Origin of the sequence: Rhodococcus sp. 66b (assembly GCF_002076325.1) — a bacterium.
Taxonomy (GTDB): domain Bacteria; phylum Actinomycetota; class Actinomycetes; order Mycobacteriales; family Mycobacteriaceae; genus Rhodococcus_F; species Rhodococcus_F erythropolis.
Genome location: NZ_MUZB01000002.1, coordinates 145,859 through 163,283 on the forward strand (window position 1 = coordinate 145,859; position 17,425 = coordinate 163,283).

Consider the following 17,425-nt stretch of genomic DNA (forward strand, 5'->3'; position numbering starts at 1 on the left):
ATCACATAGGACTGGAGTGTGATCGGCGCAACGAATCGACTCGAACCGGCCCTGGGTAGTGGTGAAGACCCGGCGCAGTACGCACGTGTTCTCGAATCCGTGTACGAAGCAACGATGTCCGGGCGCAAACCGCCCGCCCGCCCGCGCTCCGTGATCGCCGATTCGTGGTCGCGTCTGCGCGCCCTCGGTCTCGATCCGGAGCGGTGTTCGATCACGAAGACCACTCGTGCCTCGGAGATCGAAGAGAGTCGGGGCGCGGCCGGAATGACGGAGATCTTCGACGAGGCGGTACGCGGTCTGGCACCGCTCGTCGGCCCGGACGACGCGAGTTTGATAGTGGTGGCGGACCGACAGGGTCGCATCCTCTGGCGCCACGGGCCCGGTCGAATGCTGGATCGGGCCGAACGCCTCGGGATGATCGAGGGTGCGTCGTGGACCGAGGAAGCTGTCGGTACCAACGGGATCGGTACTTCGTTGGCATCAGGTTCGGCAGTGCAGGTGTTCTCGGCCGAGCACTACTCGCGCTCGCAGCATCCGTGGACTTGCTCCGGGGCGACGGTTCGGGATCCGCGTAGTCGCCGGGCGCTCGCCGTCGTCAACGTCGCCGGCGCCGCAGGCACTGTCCACCCGTCCACTCTCGCTTTGGTGGACAGTGTGGCCAGGCTGGCGGAATCCGCACTGCGGGAGAAGCATCGAATCGGATTGGATCGGCTTCGGATGATCTCGGCGTCGACGCTGGCTCGCGCGAGTCAGCCGACAATGGTTGTGGACCGTAGTGGCTGGGTTGCTGCGGTGGACTCGATGGCGCCGATCTACCGAATTGCACTACCGAAAGCGATGAGCAGCGGCGAGCATTGGCTCCCGTCACTCGGATTGTGTATGTGCGAGCCACTGCCGGGCGGCTGGCTCATCCGTCCTCAGGTGAACCCGGCGTCTGGAAATGTCTGTGCCGAAGTCGAATTGGACCTGCGAGATCCGAATGCGATGGAACTGCGGTACTCCTCGGACTTGGGAAGTTGGAGTATCGACCTCAGCCCGCGCCATTCGCAGATCCTCCTGGCTCTGACACAGGCGCCCGAGGGTCTCACGGCCTCGCAGCTCGCCTCAGAGTTGTTCGGCGATCCGCGTAAGACGGTGACCGTCCGGGCCGAGATGTCGAGGTTGCGTAAGCGATTGGCTGGAATCGTGCTGGCTCAGCCCTATCGCTTCGACCCGGCGGTGAGGGTAAAAACCGTCCCTGCTGTGCGCCTTTATTAACCCCCCGCGGTTAATAAAGGCGCACAGCAGAGCGGCGCGAACGCCGCACCTGCGCGTACTCGTAGCCGTTCTGCCAGGTCACGGTGGCCACCAGCACCCAGATGATCCACGTGGCGCTCATGTGCGTGCCGACAATGCCCATGACGATGGGGATGGCGGTGCAGGGGAGCGCCCAGCCGAGCAGCCACCGTCGGTCCGATCGCGCAAACAGCCCCGCCACGGTGCTGATTCCGAAATAGACTGCGATGCTTCCGCACAACAACCACCGCAGGTTCGCGGGTGTGTGTTCCGCGCCGTGTTCGGTTGCCGCTCCGAGTCCTGCGACCAGAACCGCGATAGCGCCGGTGGTGAAACAGTGCAGTGCCATGTCGATGCGAGCGGGAAACTTCTCGGGCTGCAGGTGCGGAACACCGGCGTGGCCGTAGAGAAGCGAGAGTGCCCACATACCCGAGAGCAGGACAAACGATCCGACTGCGAGGCTGACGACCGTGGAGTCCCAGGTGAGCTTCGAGGCCGCAGAGATCACGAGGATCACACCCTCACCCAGCACGATGATGACGTACAGGCCCAGCCGCTCGGCAAGATGAGCCCGATCGGAGTGCAGGGCTTCGAGTTCGGGCATCCGGTCGTCCTTGAACCCGCGAACCTTGATGATGCGGTCGAGCTTTTCCTGCGCGTCTTCCATGATCGCGCTGCCGGAGACGACGAACATGATCAGCAGATCGATGGTCACACCGGCAGTCCAGAGCCAGAACCGAGTTTCACCCTCGAACCAGAACGAGACGATCCACGGGATCACACCGAGAGACATCTGGGCGATCGGCCAGTCCACGACGATCTGGCCGTTGTGCCACACCCGACTCGCGAGCAGACGTACGGCCACGTAGGCGACAGCGAAGGCCAGCGCATGGTTGTCGTGGATGCCGGCCACGGCCGCCATCATGACTGCCAGTCCGAACATGGCGATCAGCATGCTCGGGATTCGGACGCGGTCGCCGGCAACGTTGCCGTACATCGTGAACGTCGCCCATGCGGTCCAGAACGCGAGATAGAGCAAGGCGTAGAGCGCGACATCCGACCACGACGGCGAACCGTGGAGCAGGTGAGCCAGCTGACCGATACCGGCTACCACGACCAGGTCGAAGAACAATTCGATCCATGACGCGTGTCGCTCGAGCACCGCCTTCTGCTTCGAGTCTGGTTCATTTCCGAGTTCCGACATAAAGCTCAGTATCGGTTATCGGCATCAACAGTGCTGGTAGGCAGCGAAGTTGTCCGTTTTTTTGAAGTAGTGCTTATGCTGTCCGCGCTCACGCGCATGCCGTCAGGGAGGGGCAGGCTCCCATCTGGATCGCGTGCACCGTGGACGCCGTCGTGGACGGTGGTGATCACAAGATCGTGACAGGATCGGTGGACGACGCCTGGCACTGCGAGGCGAATCCACTGACCTATCACCGGCGTGTATTCGGTACGCACTCACCGTCGTGAGTGATCCAGGAAAGGAAAGCCATGTATGTACTGGTGGACAACGGCCGCGTCAGCGTCCGCGATGTGGACAACCTGAAGGCCTTTCACGTCGAGGTGACCGGCGACATCGCCGATTCCGAACTGGACGAGCTCTTGCGCCTTCGGAATTACGGATACGTCAGCGGCGGAAGTGCATTCATCTCGGTAGCCCGTGTTCGCGAGAGCACCACTGACGTCGACGGAGTGGCGGCGATGGTCGACTACGCCCAAAGCAAGGGCTGGGTCGACGACGACGGTGAAGCGTTGCAGGCCCACATCGTTCGCCGGCAGTAGCGGGAACGCTCAGACCATGTCGTTCTTCTGCAGCCATCGCAGGGTCGGCCAGCCGCAGAACACCGGGAGCCAGCAGGTCAGGACTCGGTAGAGCAGAACCGACGGCACAGCGATGCTTGCCGGCAATCCGAACGCGGACAGGCCACCGATGAGGGCGGCCTCGACGGCTCCGACGCCACCCGGTGTCGGAGCTGCCGAGGCGAGGGTTCCACCGATCATCGTCACGATGGTCACGGTGATGAACGTCGTTCCGCCGCCGAATGCCTCGACGCTTGCCCACAGAGCCAGGGCGGCACCGAGAGTTGTTGCAGCGCTGCCGCCCACGATGATGAGGAATCGGGTCGGGTTTCGTGCGAGTTGGCTCAGTTCACCCAACACCTCGGTGATCTGAGGACGCAGATCGTCGCGCAGCCACCCACGAAGTTTCGGAATGAACATGAATGCACCGAGAACTCCGAGCGCGACGCCACCCGCCAGATACAGAACAGTGGATCCCGGGATGAAGTGCGAGAGGTTTGTATCGCGTCCGGCGACGATCGAGAAGAAGATCAGCAAGCCGACGTGGGTGACCACCTGAACCGTCTGTTGAAGCGCGACTGCGGCCGTTGCACGGACGGTACCAAGCCCGCCCTTCTGCAGGAACCGCACACTCAGGGCGAGCCCGCCGACTCCGGCCGGAGTTGTCGTCGCGGCAAAGGTGTTGGCCACCTGCATGATCAGGAGGTTGCGGTAACTGACCATCGACGACGCACAGGCCCACAGGGCCGCTGCCGCGCCGACGTACGTCAGTGCGGAGACGCCGAGGCCGAGCAGTGCCCACCACCAGTTGGCTGTCTTCAACTCCGTGATGAATGCGGGTACCTGGCTGATGAACGGATAGGCGACGTAGACCAATCCGATGAGCAGAACGAGCTGGATCAGTTGATTGCGACTGAACCGGGTGACCTGTGCGGGAGCGACCTTTTCGATCCCGTTCTTCGCGCCGACCTCGTCTCGGATCTCGGTCATCAATTTTGCGGAATCCTCGGCGGTCCGCCGAATTCGGTTGGGCAACGCCGAGGTGGTCAATCGGCCGGAGGCAGCGAGAATCGTGTCTGCGCCTTGCGCACGAATCGCGGCGTCCACCGCTGCGTCGACGCCGAACAGTGATGCGGTGGCAAAAAGAAGTTGGGCGTTGTCGGACTGCATCTGAACTTCGGTGGCGCCGAATTCGGAGTACGCGTAGCCGCCGAAGAGGATCGTTCCGCCCTCGACGCGAATCTCGGAAGCGCGCAGGTCACCGTGCGCCATCTGATGTACGTGAATGGTGTGCAGTGTTTGCCACAACGCGTCGATCAGTTTGGAGGATTCTTCCTCGTCCGCCTGGTTTTCGACGGCGACGGCAAGTGGGATACCGCGGGGGCTCGGGCGGGCGTACATCTCCCATCCGCGATCGAGCACCGAGATGGCGACGGCTTTGGAACTGGCCAGACCGATGTCGGCGAACGCGATACCCATCAGCGCGCGATGTTCGACGGCGCGCCGAAGCGATCCGTAAGGGGGAGGAGTTTCACGGTTCCGGAACGAGATCCAGCGGAACGTCTGTCGAATTGCTCCGCTGCTTCGCTGGTTCTGTCCGTACAACTCGACAATCAGTTCGTCGAACGGTTCGTCGTCCGGAGCCTTGTCGATGTCGGCGGACATGACCAGCGGGCCGATTCCCGAAGGACTCACGACGCGGAAAGCGGTGACGCGGTAACCACGCCGCGCGAGCACGCGTACTGCAGAGTCCAACGGCACTTCGAGGGCAGGTGTGCCGACGGCAAGAACGATCACCGCGCCGATCAGATAGCCGACGGCGAGACCCAGCATCGATCGGGCGGGAACGATCGAGCTGACGATCAGGTGAATGGGCGCAAACAGCAGAAGCAGCGTCCACCAGGCTCGTCGCCACTTTTTCGGTAGCCACGGACCCGAGACGGTGAGCACCGCCGCGAGCATCGCAATCCACCGCGGATCGTCGAGAAATTGGGACAGGAACGTGGCGTCGAGTCGGTCAGGGACGTCGAGGTGCCACTTGGGTGCGGCGAGTCCTGTACCGGTGAACGACAGCGCGAGTCCGGCGCACAGGCCGGCAGCGGCGTATCCGGCCAGCAACTTCCATCGGCGCCCCACGATGAGCCCGATCAGAATGGCAAACGGTAGCGCCAGGATTGCGATGCCGTAGAGGAGGTACACAGTGTCGGACAGGCTCGGCGACAGCACTCCGACGATGTTGGACACCGACGTTTCGAGGGCGTCCCACTGACTTCGGGTGATCAGAGAGCCCGCGATGACGCCGCCGAGCAGCACGGCAGCGATCGCGACCCGCATGATGTCGCTCGTACGGCGGTGCAGTGGTGGCAGGAGGCTTCCCGTTACCGGGATCTCCCGTCCGTCTACTCGCATCTCGCCAGAACTCTCTTCTCTCGGGGGTTACCGACCGTCTCAGTTACCTCGATCAAGGTACCGCGTGGGGGTTCGGCGCCTGGGAAGCCGGACCTGTCGTTACCTCCTCGATGCCAAGCAACATTCGCTTCGGCCCCGCGGCGGAGGGCTTCGGCGCGTAAAATTCACTTTCCGGACGTTCGTTCATTTCGACGACAGGGAGTGCGTATTCATGAGCCCCGACTCCAGCGGTGTGGACGGTCGGGTTCCTGACCTGCCGACCCCGTCGACCAGAATTTCCGTCACCGAGGACTATGCGGCCGAGATCGACGAGCTCTCGAGTCTCAAGCACAAGCTCGGCGGACTCGCGCCCTCAGAGTTCGCGGATGCCTGGAAGCAGGGCTATCCGTACGAGAAGAAGATGTCGCGCCGCGAGTACGAGCGGAAGAAGCGGCGTCTGCAGATCGAGTTGCTCAAGCTGCAGCTGTGGGTCAAGGAAACCGGGCAGAAAGTGCTCATCATCTTCGAAGGTCGCGATGCTGCCGGTAAGGGTGGGTCGATCAAGAGGTTCACCGAGCATCTCAATCCTCGTGGTGCCCGGGTCGTCGCGCTCGAGAAGCCCACAGACATCGAGCGAACGCAGTGGTATTTCCAGCGGTATGTCGCACACCTACCCAGCGGCGGCGAGATCGTGATGATGGACCGGTCCTGGTACAACCGCGCCGGTGTCGAACGAGTGATGGGTTACTGCACGCCGACTCAGTACCTCGAGTTCATGAGAGAGACCCCGGACTTCGAGCGGATGCTCGTCAACTCCGGGATCCATCTGCACAAGCTGTGGTTCTCGGTCAGCCGGGAAGAGCAGTTGGCGCGATTCGCAGCCCGTCGAACAGACCCGGTGCGTCAGTGGAAGCTCTCACCGACTGATCTGGCTTCGCTCGACAAGTGGGACGACTACACGCAGGCCAAGGAAGCGATGTTCTTCTACACCGATACCGGGGATGCGCCCTGGACGGTGATCAAGAGCAACGACAAGAAGCGCGCCCGCCTCGAAGCGATGCGTCACGTGCTCGCCAGCTTCGACTATCCCAACAAGGATCACCGGGCAGTCGGTACTCCGGATCCCTTGATCGTCGGGCCTGCTTCGGCCGTATTCGAAGAGGGCGAGCACGTGAACGTGGAGTTGCCTCAGCTCTAGCGCAGGTGATCGCTCAGATCGAACTGGCCTCTGCCCACAGATTGATGCCGCTGTCCTTTGCGTGCTGATCTATGGAGGCCAGTTCGGCTGTGCTGAATTCGAGATTGTCGAGCGCGCCGACGTTGGCTTCGAGTTGGGCGACGCTGGATGCACCGATCAATACCGAGGTGACCCGCGAATCGCGGAGTGCCCAACTCAGTGCCAGCTGAGCCAGCGACTGGCCGCGGTCTGCCGCGATGTCGTTGAGCGCGCGGATGTGGGTGAGAGCGTCGTCGGTCAACCACGACGGATCGAGTGACTTACCTTGGGCGGCGCGAGAATTCTCGGGGACGCCGTTCAGATACCGGTCGGTGAGCATACCTTGCGCGAGCGGTGAGAACGCGATGACGCCCACGCCGAGATCGTCGACAGCCGAAAGCAGGTCCTGCTCGATCCACCGATTCAGCATCGAATAGCTCGGCTGGTGGATCAACAAGGGGACCCCCGCAGCGGCGAGCAGTGCGGCGATTTCACGGGTGCGCTCCGGCGAATACGAACTGATACCCGCGTACAGCGCCTTGCCCTGCTGGACGGCACTGATCAGCGCGCCTGCGGTCTCGTCGATCGGAGTTTCGGCGTCGGGGCGATGGCTGTAGAAGATGTCGACGTAATCGACTCCGAGTCGGCCGAGTGACTGGTCGAGGGATGACAGCAAGTACTTGCGGGAACCGCCGAACCCGTAAGGGCCGGGCCACATGTCCCACCCGGCCTTCGACGTGATGACCAATTCCTCGCGGTACGAAGAGAAATCCTCACGCAGGATCCTGCCGAAGTTCGTCTCGGCGCTTCCGTACGGCGGCCCGTAGTTGTTGGCCAGATCGAAGTGCGTGATTCCGAGATCGAATGCCCGCCGCAGGACTGCGCGCTGGTTCTCGATCGGTACGTCGTCGCCGAAGTTGTGCCAGAGCCCGAGCGAGATCGCCGGGAGTTTGAGACCGCTCCGACCGGTTCGGCGGTAGGGCATGGCTTCGTAGCGGTCCTGCGCGGCGACGTACTGATCGGACATGGTGCCTGCCTTCACATCGTTGTGGTTGAGCATTTACTCCCGACCATTATCGCCGACGGCATTCAGGTGTGCTGAACACTCGGGCGGCCCGTACGAAAATGCTTGCGGGTTAAAGCAATTCGATCGCTCTTCTGGACCGACGTTCAGGTTCGAGTCACAGTGCCGGGCGGCGGTGACGTCGACCACGTCTGGGTTCGCATCTAAGGGAACAGTAAGGAATCGCGGTTACCATGGTCACAGTCGATCGGCGATACCGATCGCCGATTCGCTTCGAACATGTTGCCCAGCAGCCGGATCCGGGGTCCGGTGAGGAGATCTATGTCGACGCAGTCCGTAGTGCACGCACAATCATCCGCAGACGAAGCCGTCGTGGGGGATTCGTCTCCGCCGGGTGGTGGAAGCCGGCGTTATCTCGAGCAACTGATCAGATACGACGTGCCGGCGTCGCTGGTCGTCTTCCTGGTGGCGCTTCCCTTGTCCTTGGGAATTGCGATCGCCTCCGGGGCGCCGATCATGGCAGGTCTGATCGCCGCCATCGTCGGCGGAGTAGTGGCCGGAGCGGTGGGAGGTTCACCGCTGCAAGTCAGTGGTCCCGCAGCCGGTCTGACCGTGGTGGTCGCCGAACTGATCGGCAAGTTCGGGTGGAAAGTCACCTGCCTGATCACCGTCGGCGCCGGAATTTTGCAGATCGTGTTCGGGCTCAGCCGAATTGCCCGTGCGGCACTGGCTATTGCGCCGGTGGTGGTGCATGCGATGCTCGCCGGTATCGGCATCACCATTGCGCTACAACAGGTTCACGTGTTGTTGGGCGGAAGTTCGGCCAGTTCGGCGCTGGACAATCTACGGCAGTTGCCCGCACAGATCGGTGCCCTGCACGTCGAGGACTTGATGATCGGACTCGTTGTCATCGCCACTCTTCTCGGGTGGCGCTATCTCCCCGCGGGCGTCCGGAAGGTGCCTGCGGCATTGGTCGGCATCGTATTGGCAACTCTCGCTTCGCTCCTGCTGCCGATCGACGTCGAACGTATTGCTCTCGACGGATCTTTGTTGGACTCGATCGGACTTCCCGCTCTGCCGGACGGCCAGTGGCTCGGCGTCGCAACCGGCATCCTGACCATCGCCCTGATCGCCAGCGTCGAGAGTCTGCTCTCGGCCGTGGCTGTGGACAAGATGCACTCGGGCCCGCGCTCGAACTTCGATCGCGAGATGCTCGGCCAAGGTACTGCGAACATGGTGTCCGGGGCGATTGGCGGCCTGCCCGTCACGGGTGTGATCGTACGCAGCGCCACCAATGTCGAAGCCGGGGCGAAGTCCCGTGCGTCGTCGATCATGCACGGCCTGTGGATTCTGCTGTTCTCGGCTGCGCTCGCCGGGTTGGTGCAGCAGATTCCGAAGTCTGCGCTTGCCGGACTGTTGATCGTCATCGGCATTCAACTGGTCAAGCTGGCGCATATCCGGTTGGCGCGACGGACCGGTGATCTGTGGGTGTACGGCATCACGGTGGTCGGCGTCGTGTTCTTGAATTTGCTCGAGGGCGTGCTGATCGGATTGGCGTTGGCGATCGCCCTCCTGGTGTGGCGTGTCATCCGCGCATCGGTCACGGCAGAAGAGTTGGGTGACAAGGATTCCGGGAAGTGGCGGGTGCTGGTCGAAGGGTCGTGCACCTTCCTGGTGCTGCCCAAGCTCACCTCGGTACTCGCCGGCATCCCGCCGCGGTCCGACGTCACCGTCGAGTTGTCCGTCGACTTCCTCGACCATGCCGTCTTCGACGTCATCGAAGAGTGGGCGAGGCAGTACGAGTTGGCAGGTGGTTCGGTGATCATCGACGAAGTTGGCTCGGTGAGTATGGAGAGCGCGACCACCGGTCCGCCGAAGCGCGGCGCCGCAGTCACCGACCTGCGCGGATTGCTCGCTCCGTGGGGTAGTTGGCAACCACAGGCTTCGGGAAGGAATCTGAGCAGCCCGCCAGCCTTGCGACCCATTCTCGACGGGGTGTCCAACTATCATCGCCATCGCGCCGAAGCGATACGGCCGCACATGGATCAGTTGCGCGACGGACAGAATCCCGACTCCCTTTTCCTCACCTGCGCAGATTCGCGAGTGGTGCCGAACATCATCACGAGCAGTGGCCCAGGTGACCTGTTCACTGTGCGCAACGTCGGAAACTTGGTTCCTGCCGGCGGCCGCGATACGTCGGTGGAAGCGGCACTGGCCTTCGGGATCGACGAGTTGGGTGTCAGTTCGGTGATCGTGTGCGGACATTCGGGCTGCGGAGCGATGCAAGCACTCCTGACGAACAGTTCGTCGGAATCGGGAGTTGTCGGGGAATGGCTGCGGCATGCGGAGACGAGTCTGCAGGCGTACACGAGTGGCCATCCGGTCGCGCGTGCTGCGGCCGAGGCGGGTTTCTCGGAGGTCGATCAGCTCGGAATGGTCAACGTTGCAGTCCAATTGCAGACTCTCGAACGGCATCCTCTGGTGGGTCAGGCCCGTGTGGATGGTCGCCTGCGTATCGCCGGACTGTTCTTCGACATCGGCTCGGCTCGGGTCATCGAAGTGACAGCATCAGGGATCGGCGAGTTGATCGAGACCTGAAGGCGCTATTCGGGTCCGGGCTGATCCCTGAGTTCGACCAGCAGGCGAGCCCCGCCGAGCGGACTGTCGTGAAATGTCGTGCGTCCGCCGTGCAGGGCCGCCTGCTGCGCCACCAGGGCCAGGCCCAAACCGGAACCCGTCTTGCCTGCCGTCGATCCGCGAGTGAAGCGTTCGAAGACGCTCGAGCGTTCCTCGGCCGGTATTCCGCAACCGTTGTCGTCGATCGTGATCGTGACGGTGTCCGGTGAATCGACCGGGCGGGCGAGGGTGATGCGCACCGTGCTCGCGCCGCCGTGGCGGACTGCATTGGTGATCGCGTTGTCGAGGATCAACCGGATTCCGCCGGGAAGGGCCCGGATGCAATAGGGGAGTGGGGAATCCACCGTGACGACGCTGACATCGACGCTCGGGTGGTGGCGTCGTGCATCGTCGGCCGCGATGTCGCAGACCTCGGTCAAATCGGTGTCCTTGAAGTCCTCAGCCGTCGACAACTCGCCCTTCGCCAGTCGCTCCAGGTCCCGGAGAGTCGATTCGACGCGGCCCTGTGCGCGGGCCAGATCTGTGAGGATCTCACGTCGCTGCTCGTGGTCGAGATCGTGAATGGACAACACTTCGATGTCGGTTCGCATCGCCGTCAACGGAGTTCGGAGTTCGTGAGCCGACGCGGAAGCAAAGTCCCGAGCGGCAGCAAGGGCCGAGTTGGTCGCGGCCTGTGCCCGGGCGACGTCGCTGAGCATCGATTCTGCTGCTGCGGCAAGCTCGTCCGCTTCACGGATGCCGGAAACCTCGGTGGCGAGATCGGGATCTCGCCTGGCGATCCGGCGGGTCAATTCCACGAGTGGGCGCACCGCCGGGCCACCGAACAACCATCCCAACGCGGCTGCGGCCGCTACGGCTCCGACGCCGAAGAACGCAACCTGACGCTGTTGGTCGACCGTGATGTCCCGCGCCTCGGCATAGGGAACCGCCAGCGAGACCAGGGCATTGATCCCGTCGGCCTCGGCGGTGTAAGCCCGGTACTTCGTACCGTCCACGTCGACGGTCGCCGAGCCCACCGGTAATTCGGGCAGTCGCGTCGGGGTACTGGATTTGACGGTTCCGTCGGTGTCGGAGCGGATGGTCACGGAGAACGCTCCGCCGTCTCCGAACGCGCCGAGAAAAGGTCCCGCTGTAGCCGCATTGGCCACGATGACCGTCGATGCCGTCTCCAATCGACGGTCCAACTGCGCCAGATTGTTTCGTGCGATAGCCAATGCAACGACCACACCGAGTGCGATGACGATGAACGTCGCCCCCAGTGCCGCGGCCGCGGCAACGCGAGTTCGTAGTGAGAAGCGGCGACGCTTCACGGGTTCTCCCGAAGCACGAACCCGACGCCGCGAACGGTATGCAGCAGACGAGGTGAACCGCCGGATTCGAACTTTCGACGCAGGTAGCCGATGAAGACGTCCACGACGTTGGTGTCGGCGACGAAGTCGTAGCCCCACACGAGTTCGAGGAGACGTTCGCGAGTAAGCACGATGCCGGAATTGTGAGCGAGCACTTCGAGTAGCTCGAATTCGCGTTTGGTGAGCGGTACTTCCTTGCCGTCGACGCGAACCCGGCGGCCGGAGAGGTCGATGTCGAGGTTTCCGACCCGCAGGGTGTTCGTTCCCTCGGAGTGATCGCCGGCCGGAGTGTTACTGCGACGGAGCATTGCGCGGATCCGGGCAACCAGTTCGGCGAGGACAAACGGTTTGACCATGTAGTCGTCTGCGCCGGATTCGAGCCCGGCGATGCGATCGTCGACCGAGTTGCGTGCGCTGAGCACGCAGATCGGGATTTCGTTGCCGGCGGCACGAAGCGCCGTCACCACGCCGGTGCCGTCGAGCACCGGCATGTTGATGTCGAGGACTACCGCGTCCGGTCGCTTGTCGGAGATCACTCGGAGCGCGTCGGCGCCGTCCACTGCCGTCAGTACGGTGAATCCCGAGAGCCGCAATCCGCGTTCGAGTGAGGTCAGGACGTCTGCGTCGTCGTCGACTACGAGGATTTTCGGTATCTCGGTCACAGCCCCATTGTGCCTTGCCTGGTACGTCGGGTTTCGCCGATCAGACCGGCAAGTCGGTACCGTCCGGACGCAAACCGGCCATGAACACCGCGACCAACCGCGGGACCAGGTTCGGCATGGCCTCGTCGGACAATTCGATTTGCGGGCGCGTCAGTTTGGCCAGAGCCATGACGAATTCGAGCGGTTGCAGATCGGCGCGAACCAGTCCGGCGCTCTGAGCGGCGCCGATCGTCGCGGTCATCTTCGTTTTCGTCACCTCACGCACCGCCAGAACTTCGGGCGCCAGCTCGGTGAAACTGCGTTCCACCAGTGCGGGAATGAGAGCACCCAGGCGCAGTTCCACGAGGCGGTCCACCAGCGTGTGCCACGCGTTTGTGGGATCGGTGGACATTGCCGTGAGTGCGATGTCGGCAGCCTCGCGGACATCGGTCAGTGTTGCGACGGCGACGGCGGTCACGAGGTCCTCGCGCGTCGGAAAGTTCCGATACAGCGTGGCGATGCCCACTTTCGCGAGTTCTGCGACTGCGTCGAGGGGCGCGTCGTGCCCGCGCTCGGTGAACACCGCTCGTGCGGCGTCGACTATTGCGTTTCTGCGTTCACGTGCATCGGCTCGCACATTCACCTCCGGTATTGACAGTTCATCATAACCGGAGGAATATCTTCCACAAATAGTGGAGGAAAAACTTCCACTTAGGGAAGGTAGTTATGAACGCCGAAGTTGAAGCACGGGACCGCAAGAAGTTGGTGGCTGTGGTGTTGGGCTTGTCCGCCGTGATCGGGCTGATGCTGCTTGCCTTCGTACTGCCCTCGGTCAACAGTGGCCCGCACGAACTGAAGTTGGGCATCACCGGTCCAGCTGCGGCAACCGAACAGATCAGCACCTCGCTCGAGGCGAGTAAGCAAGGCGCCTTCGATACTCGAGAATTCGCCGACGCCGACGCCCTGCGTGACGCGATTCGGAATCGCGACGTGGTCGGCGGAATCGCCGTTGATGCCAACGGTCCTCACGTGTTGATCGCGACTGCAGGCGGAACCCCGATCGCCCAGACCCTGACCGGCGTGGCCAACGGCCTCTCGAAGGCCTCGGGGGCACAGGTGCCCGTCGAAGACGTTGTGCCGCTGACTGCGGACGACCCGACCGGTGCTGGGCTCACGGCATTGGCCTTGCCCTTGGTGTTCGGCGGAATCATGCCTGCTGTTGTTCTCGTGCAACTGTTTCCGCGCAGCATTGTCAAGCGAGTGTTGGGCGCTGCCGGCGTCGCGGTTGTCGCGGGTTTTGCACTGACTGCCATTCTGCAGTTCGGCACCAACAGTTTTGACGGAAACTACCTGCTCACCGCGCTCGCACTCACCATGGGCATGTCGGCCATCTCGCTGCCCATTCTGGGACTCGAATCCCTGCTCGGGATGAAGGGATTCGCGTTGGGTGCCGTCACGATGATGTTCATCGGAAACCCACTCTCGGGGATGGCGACAACTGCCGCGTGGTTGCCCGCAGGCTGGGGTGCATTGGGGCAGTTGCTCCCACCTGGCGCCGCAGGAGCATCCGTCCGTTCGATGGCGTTCTTCGACGGCCATGGCGCCGCCACGCCACTTCTGGTGCTGGTGTGCTGGATTGCCGTCGGGATCGCGCTGTGCGTCGCCGCCGGCCGGAAGAAGGCGTCGACCCCCGTGGTCGAACCCGAGGCTGCGCTGGTCTAGCCGGCGGGGCTTGCGTACGGGGTCAGGTCGGGAATCGGCCAGGCCCCGTCAACGCGTTCCACGACCAGTTCGACGACCACGGTGTCCTCGTCCATCGGTAGAGGTCGGAGGATTCGGGGCTTTTCCGCCTCCCATTCGACGTCGATGCCTGCGGAGGTCAGAGCGTCCTGGTCGATGACGGCGACGATCAGTGGCAACGTGAGGTCGCCGAACACCAGATCGAGCACCGAAGCGAGCGCGTTCGGGGTGGTTGCGCGAATGAATCCCGCCTCGTCGTAACTGATTCCGCGCGTCGAGACCTCGTACTCACCGAAACGCTTGCACGCTTCCCAGTCGTCGGCGATGGCGACGTGGACGAGTCGTTGTCCGGTCATGCAGTGCTCCTGTAGTGTTCGAAATAATGAAACGTCAACGTAGCATTAATTGAGTGGCACGGTAGTAGGGGACTTGATGGAGCAACCGCGAAGACGTGGGAGAACCAGCGACGCGGAGCGAGCTGATCGACGCAACGAGATTCTCGACGTTGCGGTCGACTCGTTTCGAGAAGTCGGGTTCGCTCGAACGACCATCGACGCCATTGCCACGGCGGCCGGCGTCGCCAAGCGCACCGTGTACAGCTATTTCGGCGACAAATCCGCGGTCTTCGCTGCTGCTGTTTCGCGTCAGCATGCGTATGTCGAGAACGCCGGTGGCGACCAGTCGGACCTGCTCGCCGCTGCAGTGGACATCGTCGTCGCCCTGCACAGCGACAACTCGATTGCGCTGCACCGCATGATGATCGGCGAGGCCGTGCAGTTCCCGGAACTGGCCGCCGCGTTCTACGAATCCGGCCCGGCCAAGTCGATTGCCTTTCTGGAGATGATATTGATCGATCAGCACGGCCAGAAGGCTGCGCTGTGCGCGGATCAGTTGTACACGTTGCTGCTCGGGGAGGAGCACCGGCAGCGACTGCTCGGGCTCGCTTCCGAACCGACAACAGAACGAGCTGCGCAACTTGCAGCTCGTGCGGTGGGATGCGTTCTGGGATCTGATCGGTAGGCTCGACTGGGTGAGTAACTCTGTGGTCTGGTTTCGACGTGATCTGAGGGTAGGTGACCTTCCCACCCTGAGTGCAGCGTCGGATGCCGGCGGGCAGACGTTGGGTTTGTTCGTTCTCGACGAGAACCTGCTCGGACCGGCAGGCTCACCCCGCCAGGATCAACTGTTCGCCAACTTGACGGCGCTCGATCATCAACTCGACGGAAAGCTGATGGTTGTTCGAGGTGATCCGGCGGACGTGGTGCCCCGTGTAGCGGAATCCGTTGGCGCCGAAGAAGTTCACATCAGTGCCGACTACGGACCCTACGGCCGACGGCGCGACGCGGCCGTGGCGGAGCAGGTGGAGTTGATCGCCACCGGATCTCCGTATGCCGTGGCGCCCGGACGCGTCACCAAGGCGGACGGTGATCCGTACAAGGTGTTCACGCCGTACTTCCGTCAGTGGATGGAACACGGTTGGCGGGGCCCCGCGTCGACCGATGCGCAGACGGTCCGTTGGTTCGATCCGAGCGACAAGGAGGGTGGCCCGCGGCGGGTGAGTATCCCCGCGCCATCCGCCGCCGTCAGCGATTTCGTCGGTGAGGTCGGCGCCCTCGAACAGTGGAAAGAATACTGTGAGAACGATCTTGACCGGTACGACGACGAACGAAATCGGCCTGACCTCGACACCACGAGCCGGATGTCGATTCCGCTCAAGTACGGCACGATCCATCCGCGAACGATGTTGGCAGATCTCTCCAAGCGACTGGGCGACGGCGCTCAGGCTTACCGTCGCCAGTTGGCGTGGCGAGACTTCTACGCAGACATCCTGTTTCAACGCCCCGACAGCGCGCGGAAAAACTACGACGACAAGTTCGACCGTTTACGTCACGACGGTGGAGTGGACGCAGACGCCGCCTTCACGGCCTGGTGTGAGGGCAAGACCGGCTTCCCGATCGTGGATGCCGGCATGCGGCAACTCGCGGCCGAGAACTGGATGCATAATCGGGTGCGAATGATCGTCGCGTCTTTTCTGGTGAAGGACCTACACATTCCGTGGTGGCGTGGCGCAAGGTTCTTCATGTCGCATCTGGTGGACGGTGACTTGGCCTCCAATCAGCACGGGTGGCAGTGGACTGCAGGGTCGGGCACAGATGCTTCGCCCTTCTTCCGCGTCTTCAACCCCATCACGCAGGGAGAGAAGTTCGATCCCGACGGCACATACGTCCGTCGGTGGGTTCCCGAACTCCGCGATGTTCCCGGGAAGGCCGTCCACTCGTTGAAGGCGATGCGCCCGGTCGACTACCCGCACCCGATCGTCGATCACGCGCATGAGCGTGAGGAAGCCTTGCGCCGGTACGGCGAGATCAAGGGCTGAGTGCTCAGTGATCTGCGGGCGCTACGCGGAGGCGGTTTCCGTCCAGATCTGAAATGACGAATGTCAGACCGAAGACATCTTCGTTTGGCTCTTCGACGACCTCGACACCCTTGGCCACCCACTCGTCGTAGATCGCCCGAATTTCATTGCTCCCGCCGTCGACCAATATGCCGACTTCGAAATTGCGCGGAGTCGCGGGATCGAGGTCGCGGGACTTGCCGCTCCACAGTGCAAGGACCACGCCGCCGCCGAGGTCGAAGGTCATGTACCGAGGGCTGAGGACCTCAGGCTTCGCGTCGAACAATTCGCCGTAGAACGCTGCTGCGGAGGCGGCATCGCTGACGTAGATCAGAAACTGGTTGGGTAGTCGCACTGTGGTTTTCCCTCTCCCGTTGATGTTCGGGCCACCGGCAGCGGGGCGTGTGCCTGGTCGTGCGGGGCCGTGTTCAACACTTCCCGCGCGCCGGACGAATGTCCAAGAACGAGTGCGTCTGAGAGGCAGATGGATTACTTATGACGACTGCTGCAGTCACACCGCACTGAGGTGGTACCCGACGCTCAGGTTCGGGTAGTAGCCGTCGATGTAGCTCGAGATGAAGTAGTGATCAGGGTCGGTGGTGCGAGTTCCGTCGGTGTCGAACTGCGGATAGTCGTTGGCCATGAAGACGGCTTGTCCGGCGCCGGGAGTGGAATAGACGACGTCGACCGTCAGGCCGCGCGGGTCCTGGTTGTATGCCGTGACGATCTCGGTCTCGTGGGGCGCGAGCGACTGGCGTGGGCTCTGCATCCACTGTCCGTAGGGGTTGTCGGCGCCTTCGAGATGAATTGTCTGTTCGGTGTCGTTGCTGATCGTCATCGTGATGGTGTTGCCGGTCGTGGGAAGAGTTCCGGCACTGGCGATTCCGCTCAATCCCAAAGTGAGGGCGCCGGCGGCCAGAGCTGTGATTGCGGCAACTACGTAGCGTGGGTTCGTCATCG

General features: G+C 62.7%; 17 protein-coding genes. 8 read left to right on the forward strand and 9 right to left on the reverse strand.

Annotation, left to right across the window (positions count from 1 at the left end; translation table 11 throughout):
- Positions 1-18: 18 nt before the first annotated feature.
- Complete coding sequence (locus B0E55_RS03665) at positions 19-1,257, forward strand: helix-turn-helix domain-containing protein (RefSeq protein WP_080909114.1); 1,239 nt, start codon at positions 19-21, stop codon at positions 1,255-1,257.
- A gap of 10 nt (positions 1,258-1,267) precedes the next feature.
- Here the strand turns inward: B0E55_RS03665 and B0E55_RS03670 are convergent, their stop codons facing one another.
- The gene (locus tag B0E55_RS03670) at positions 1,268-2,479 is read right to left on the reverse strand and encodes a low temperature requirement protein A (RefSeq protein WP_080909115.1); all 1,212 of its coding nucleotides are present in this window, start codon (positions 2,477-2,479) and stop codon (positions 1,268-1,270) included.
- Positions 2,480-2,601: 122 nt separating this feature from the next.
- On the opposite strand from B0E55_RS03670, the gene B0E55_RS03675 reads away from it, so the two are divergent.
- Together B0E55_RS03675 and B0E55_RS03680 are read left to right on the forward strand one after the other, a co-directional pair.
- Positions 2,602-2,745: a flavin reductase family protein gene (locus B0E55_RS03675; RefSeq protein WP_060938168.1), complete on the forward strand. Its 144-nt coding sequence runs from the start codon at positions 2,602-2,604 to the stop codon at positions 2,743-2,745.
- 21 nt (positions 2,746-2,766) lie between these two features.
- A complete protein-coding gene (locus B0E55_RS03680; RefSeq protein WP_080909255.1) occupies positions 2,767-3,057 on the forward strand; it encodes a hypothetical protein in 291 nt (96 codons plus the stop codon).
- A gap of 9 nt (positions 3,058-3,066) precedes the next feature.
- Here the strand turns inward: B0E55_RS03680 and B0E55_RS03685 are convergent, their stop codons facing one another.
- Positions 3,067-5,484, reverse strand: a complete 2,418-nt coding sequence (locus B0E55_RS03685) for a lysylphosphatidylglycerol synthase transmembrane domain-containing protein (RefSeq protein ID WP_019744892.1) — start codon at positions 5,482-5,484, stop codon at positions 3,067-3,069.
- A gap of 211 nt (positions 5,485-5,695) precedes the next feature.
- Here B0E55_RS03685 and ppk2 point away from each other — a divergent pair, with 211 nt between their 5' ends.
- Positions 5,696-6,661: a polyphosphate kinase 2 gene (ppk2, locus tag B0E55_RS03690; RefSeq protein ID WP_080909116.1), complete on the forward strand. Its 966-nt coding sequence runs from the start codon at positions 5,696-5,698 to the stop codon at positions 6,659-6,661.
- Positions 6,662-6,674: 13 nt separating this feature from the next.
- Here ppk2 and mgrA read toward each other — a convergent pair whose 3' ends face one another.
- Positions 6,675-7,706: an L-glyceraldehyde 3-phosphate reductase gene (gene mgrA / locus B0E55_RS03695; protein ID WP_080909256.1), complete on the reverse strand. Its 1,032-nt coding sequence runs from the start codon at positions 7,704-7,706 to the stop codon at positions 6,675-6,677.
- Positions 7,707-8,024: 318 nt separating this feature from the next.
- Here mgrA and B0E55_RS03700 point away from each other — a divergent pair, with 318 nt between their 5' ends.
- Complete coding sequence (locus B0E55_RS03700; protein WP_019744889.1) at positions 8,025-10,301, forward strand: SulP family inorganic anion transporter; 2,277 nt, start codon at positions 8,025-8,027, stop codon at positions 10,299-10,301.
- A gap of 5 nt (positions 10,302-10,306) precedes the next feature.
- Here the strand turns inward: B0E55_RS03700 and B0E55_RS03705 are convergent, their stop codons facing one another.
- The 3 genes from B0E55_RS03705 to B0E55_RS03715 are packed head-to-tail and all read right to left on the reverse strand — an operon-like array spanning position 10,307 to position 12,967.
- Positions 10,307-11,650, reverse strand: a complete 1,344-nt coding sequence (locus tag B0E55_RS03705; RefSeq protein WP_020908761.1) for a sensor histidine kinase — start codon at positions 11,648-11,650, stop codon at positions 10,307-10,309.
- A complete protein-coding gene (locus B0E55_RS03710; protein ID WP_003939853.1) occupies positions 11,647-12,351 on the reverse strand; it encodes a response regulator transcription factor in 705 nt (234 codons plus the stop codon). Before B0E55_RS03710 ends, B0E55_RS03705 begins: the two co-directional genes overlap by 4 nt.
- Before the next feature lie 40 nt (positions 12,352-12,391).
- Entirely contained in the window at positions 12,392-12,967 is a 576-nt protein-coding gene (locus tag B0E55_RS03715; protein ID WP_029256004.1) for a TetR/AcrR family transcriptional regulator, read from the reverse strand.
- Between the two features lie 89 nt (positions 12,968-13,056).
- Between B0E55_RS03715 and B0E55_RS03720 the strand changes: the two genes are divergently transcribed.
- Entirely contained in the window at positions 13,057-14,052 is a 996-nt protein-coding gene (locus B0E55_RS03720; protein WP_080909117.1) for a hypothetical protein, read from the forward strand.
- Here the strand turns inward: B0E55_RS03720 and B0E55_RS03725 are convergent.
- Entirely contained in the window at positions 14,049-14,426 is a 378-nt protein-coding gene (locus B0E55_RS03725) for a DUF952 domain-containing protein (RefSeq protein ID WP_080909118.1), read from the reverse strand. The two genes, B0E55_RS03720 and B0E55_RS03725, sit on opposite strands and share 4 nt — an antisense overlap.
- 76 nt (positions 14,427-14,502) lie before the next feature.
- Here B0E55_RS03725 and B0E55_RS03730 point away from each other — a divergent pair, with 76 nt between their 5' ends.
- Positions 14,503-15,090, forward strand: a complete 588-nt coding sequence (locus B0E55_RS03730) for a TetR/AcrR family transcriptional regulator (protein ID WP_080909119.1) — start codon at positions 14,503-14,505, stop codon at positions 15,088-15,090.
- Positions 15,091-15,100: 10 nt separating this feature from the next.
- Positions 15,101-16,447, forward strand: a complete 1,347-nt coding sequence (locus B0E55_RS03735; RefSeq protein ID WP_080909120.1) for a cryptochrome/photolyase family protein — start codon at positions 15,101-15,103, stop codon at positions 16,445-16,447.
- Between the two features lie 4 nt (positions 16,448-16,451).
- On the opposite strand, the gene B0E55_RS03740 is transcribed toward B0E55_RS03735, so the two are convergent.
- Together B0E55_RS03740 and B0E55_RS03745 are read right to left on the reverse strand one after the other, a co-directional pair.
- Positions 16,452-16,820, reverse strand: a complete 369-nt coding sequence (locus tag B0E55_RS03740) for a VOC family protein (RefSeq protein WP_020970460.1) — start codon at positions 16,818-16,820, stop codon at positions 16,452-16,454.
- Positions 16,821-16,976: 156 nt separating this feature from the next.
- Positions 16,977-17,423, reverse strand: a complete 447-nt coding sequence (locus tag B0E55_RS03745) for a hypothetical protein (protein WP_080909121.1) — start codon at positions 17,421-17,423, stop codon at positions 16,977-16,979.
- Between the last annotated feature and the right edge of the window lie 2 nt (positions 17,424-17,425).

Excerpts from the sequence above, each read along its gene's own strand:
- B0E55_RS03670 (WP_080909115.1), bottom strand. The coding sequence starts at position 2,479 with ATGTCGGAACTCGGAAATGAACCAGACTCGAAGCAGAAGGCGGTGCTC.
- B0E55_RS03680 (WP_080909255.1), top strand. The coding sequence starts at position 2,767 with ATGTATGTACTGGTGGACAACGGCCGCGTCAGCGTCCGCGATGTGGAC.
- B0E55_RS03685 (WP_019744892.1), bottom strand. The coding sequence starts at position 5,484 with ATGCGAGTAGACGGACGGGAGATCCCGGTAACGGGAAGCCTCCTGCCA.
- ppk2 (WP_080909116.1), top strand. The coding sequence starts at position 5,696 with ATGAGCCCCGACTCCAGCGGTGTGGACGGTCGGGTTCCTGACCTGCCG.
- mgrA (WP_080909256.1), bottom strand. The coding sequence starts at position 7,706 with ATGTCCGATCAGTACGTCGCCGCGCAGGACCGCTACGAAGCCATGCCC.
- B0E55_RS03700 (WP_019744889.1), top strand. The coding sequence starts at position 8,025 with ATGTCGACGCAGTCCGTAGTGCACGCACAATCATCCGCAGACGAAGCC.
- B0E55_RS03720 (WP_080909117.1), top strand. The coding sequence starts at position 13,057 with ATGAACGCCGAAGTTGAAGCACGGGACCGCAAGAAGTTGGTGGCTGTG.
- B0E55_RS03725 (WP_080909118.1), bottom strand. The coding sequence starts at position 14,426 with ATGACCGGACAACGACTCGTCCACGTCGCCATCGCCGACGACTGGGAA.
- B0E55_RS03730 (WP_080909119.1), top strand. The coding sequence starts at position 14,503 with ATGGAGCAACCGCGAAGACGTGGGAGAACCAGCGACGCGGAGCGAGCT.
- B0E55_RS03745 (WP_080909121.1), bottom strand. The coding sequence starts at position 17,423 with ATGACGAACCCACGCTACGTAGTTGCCGCAATCACAGCTCTGGCCGCC.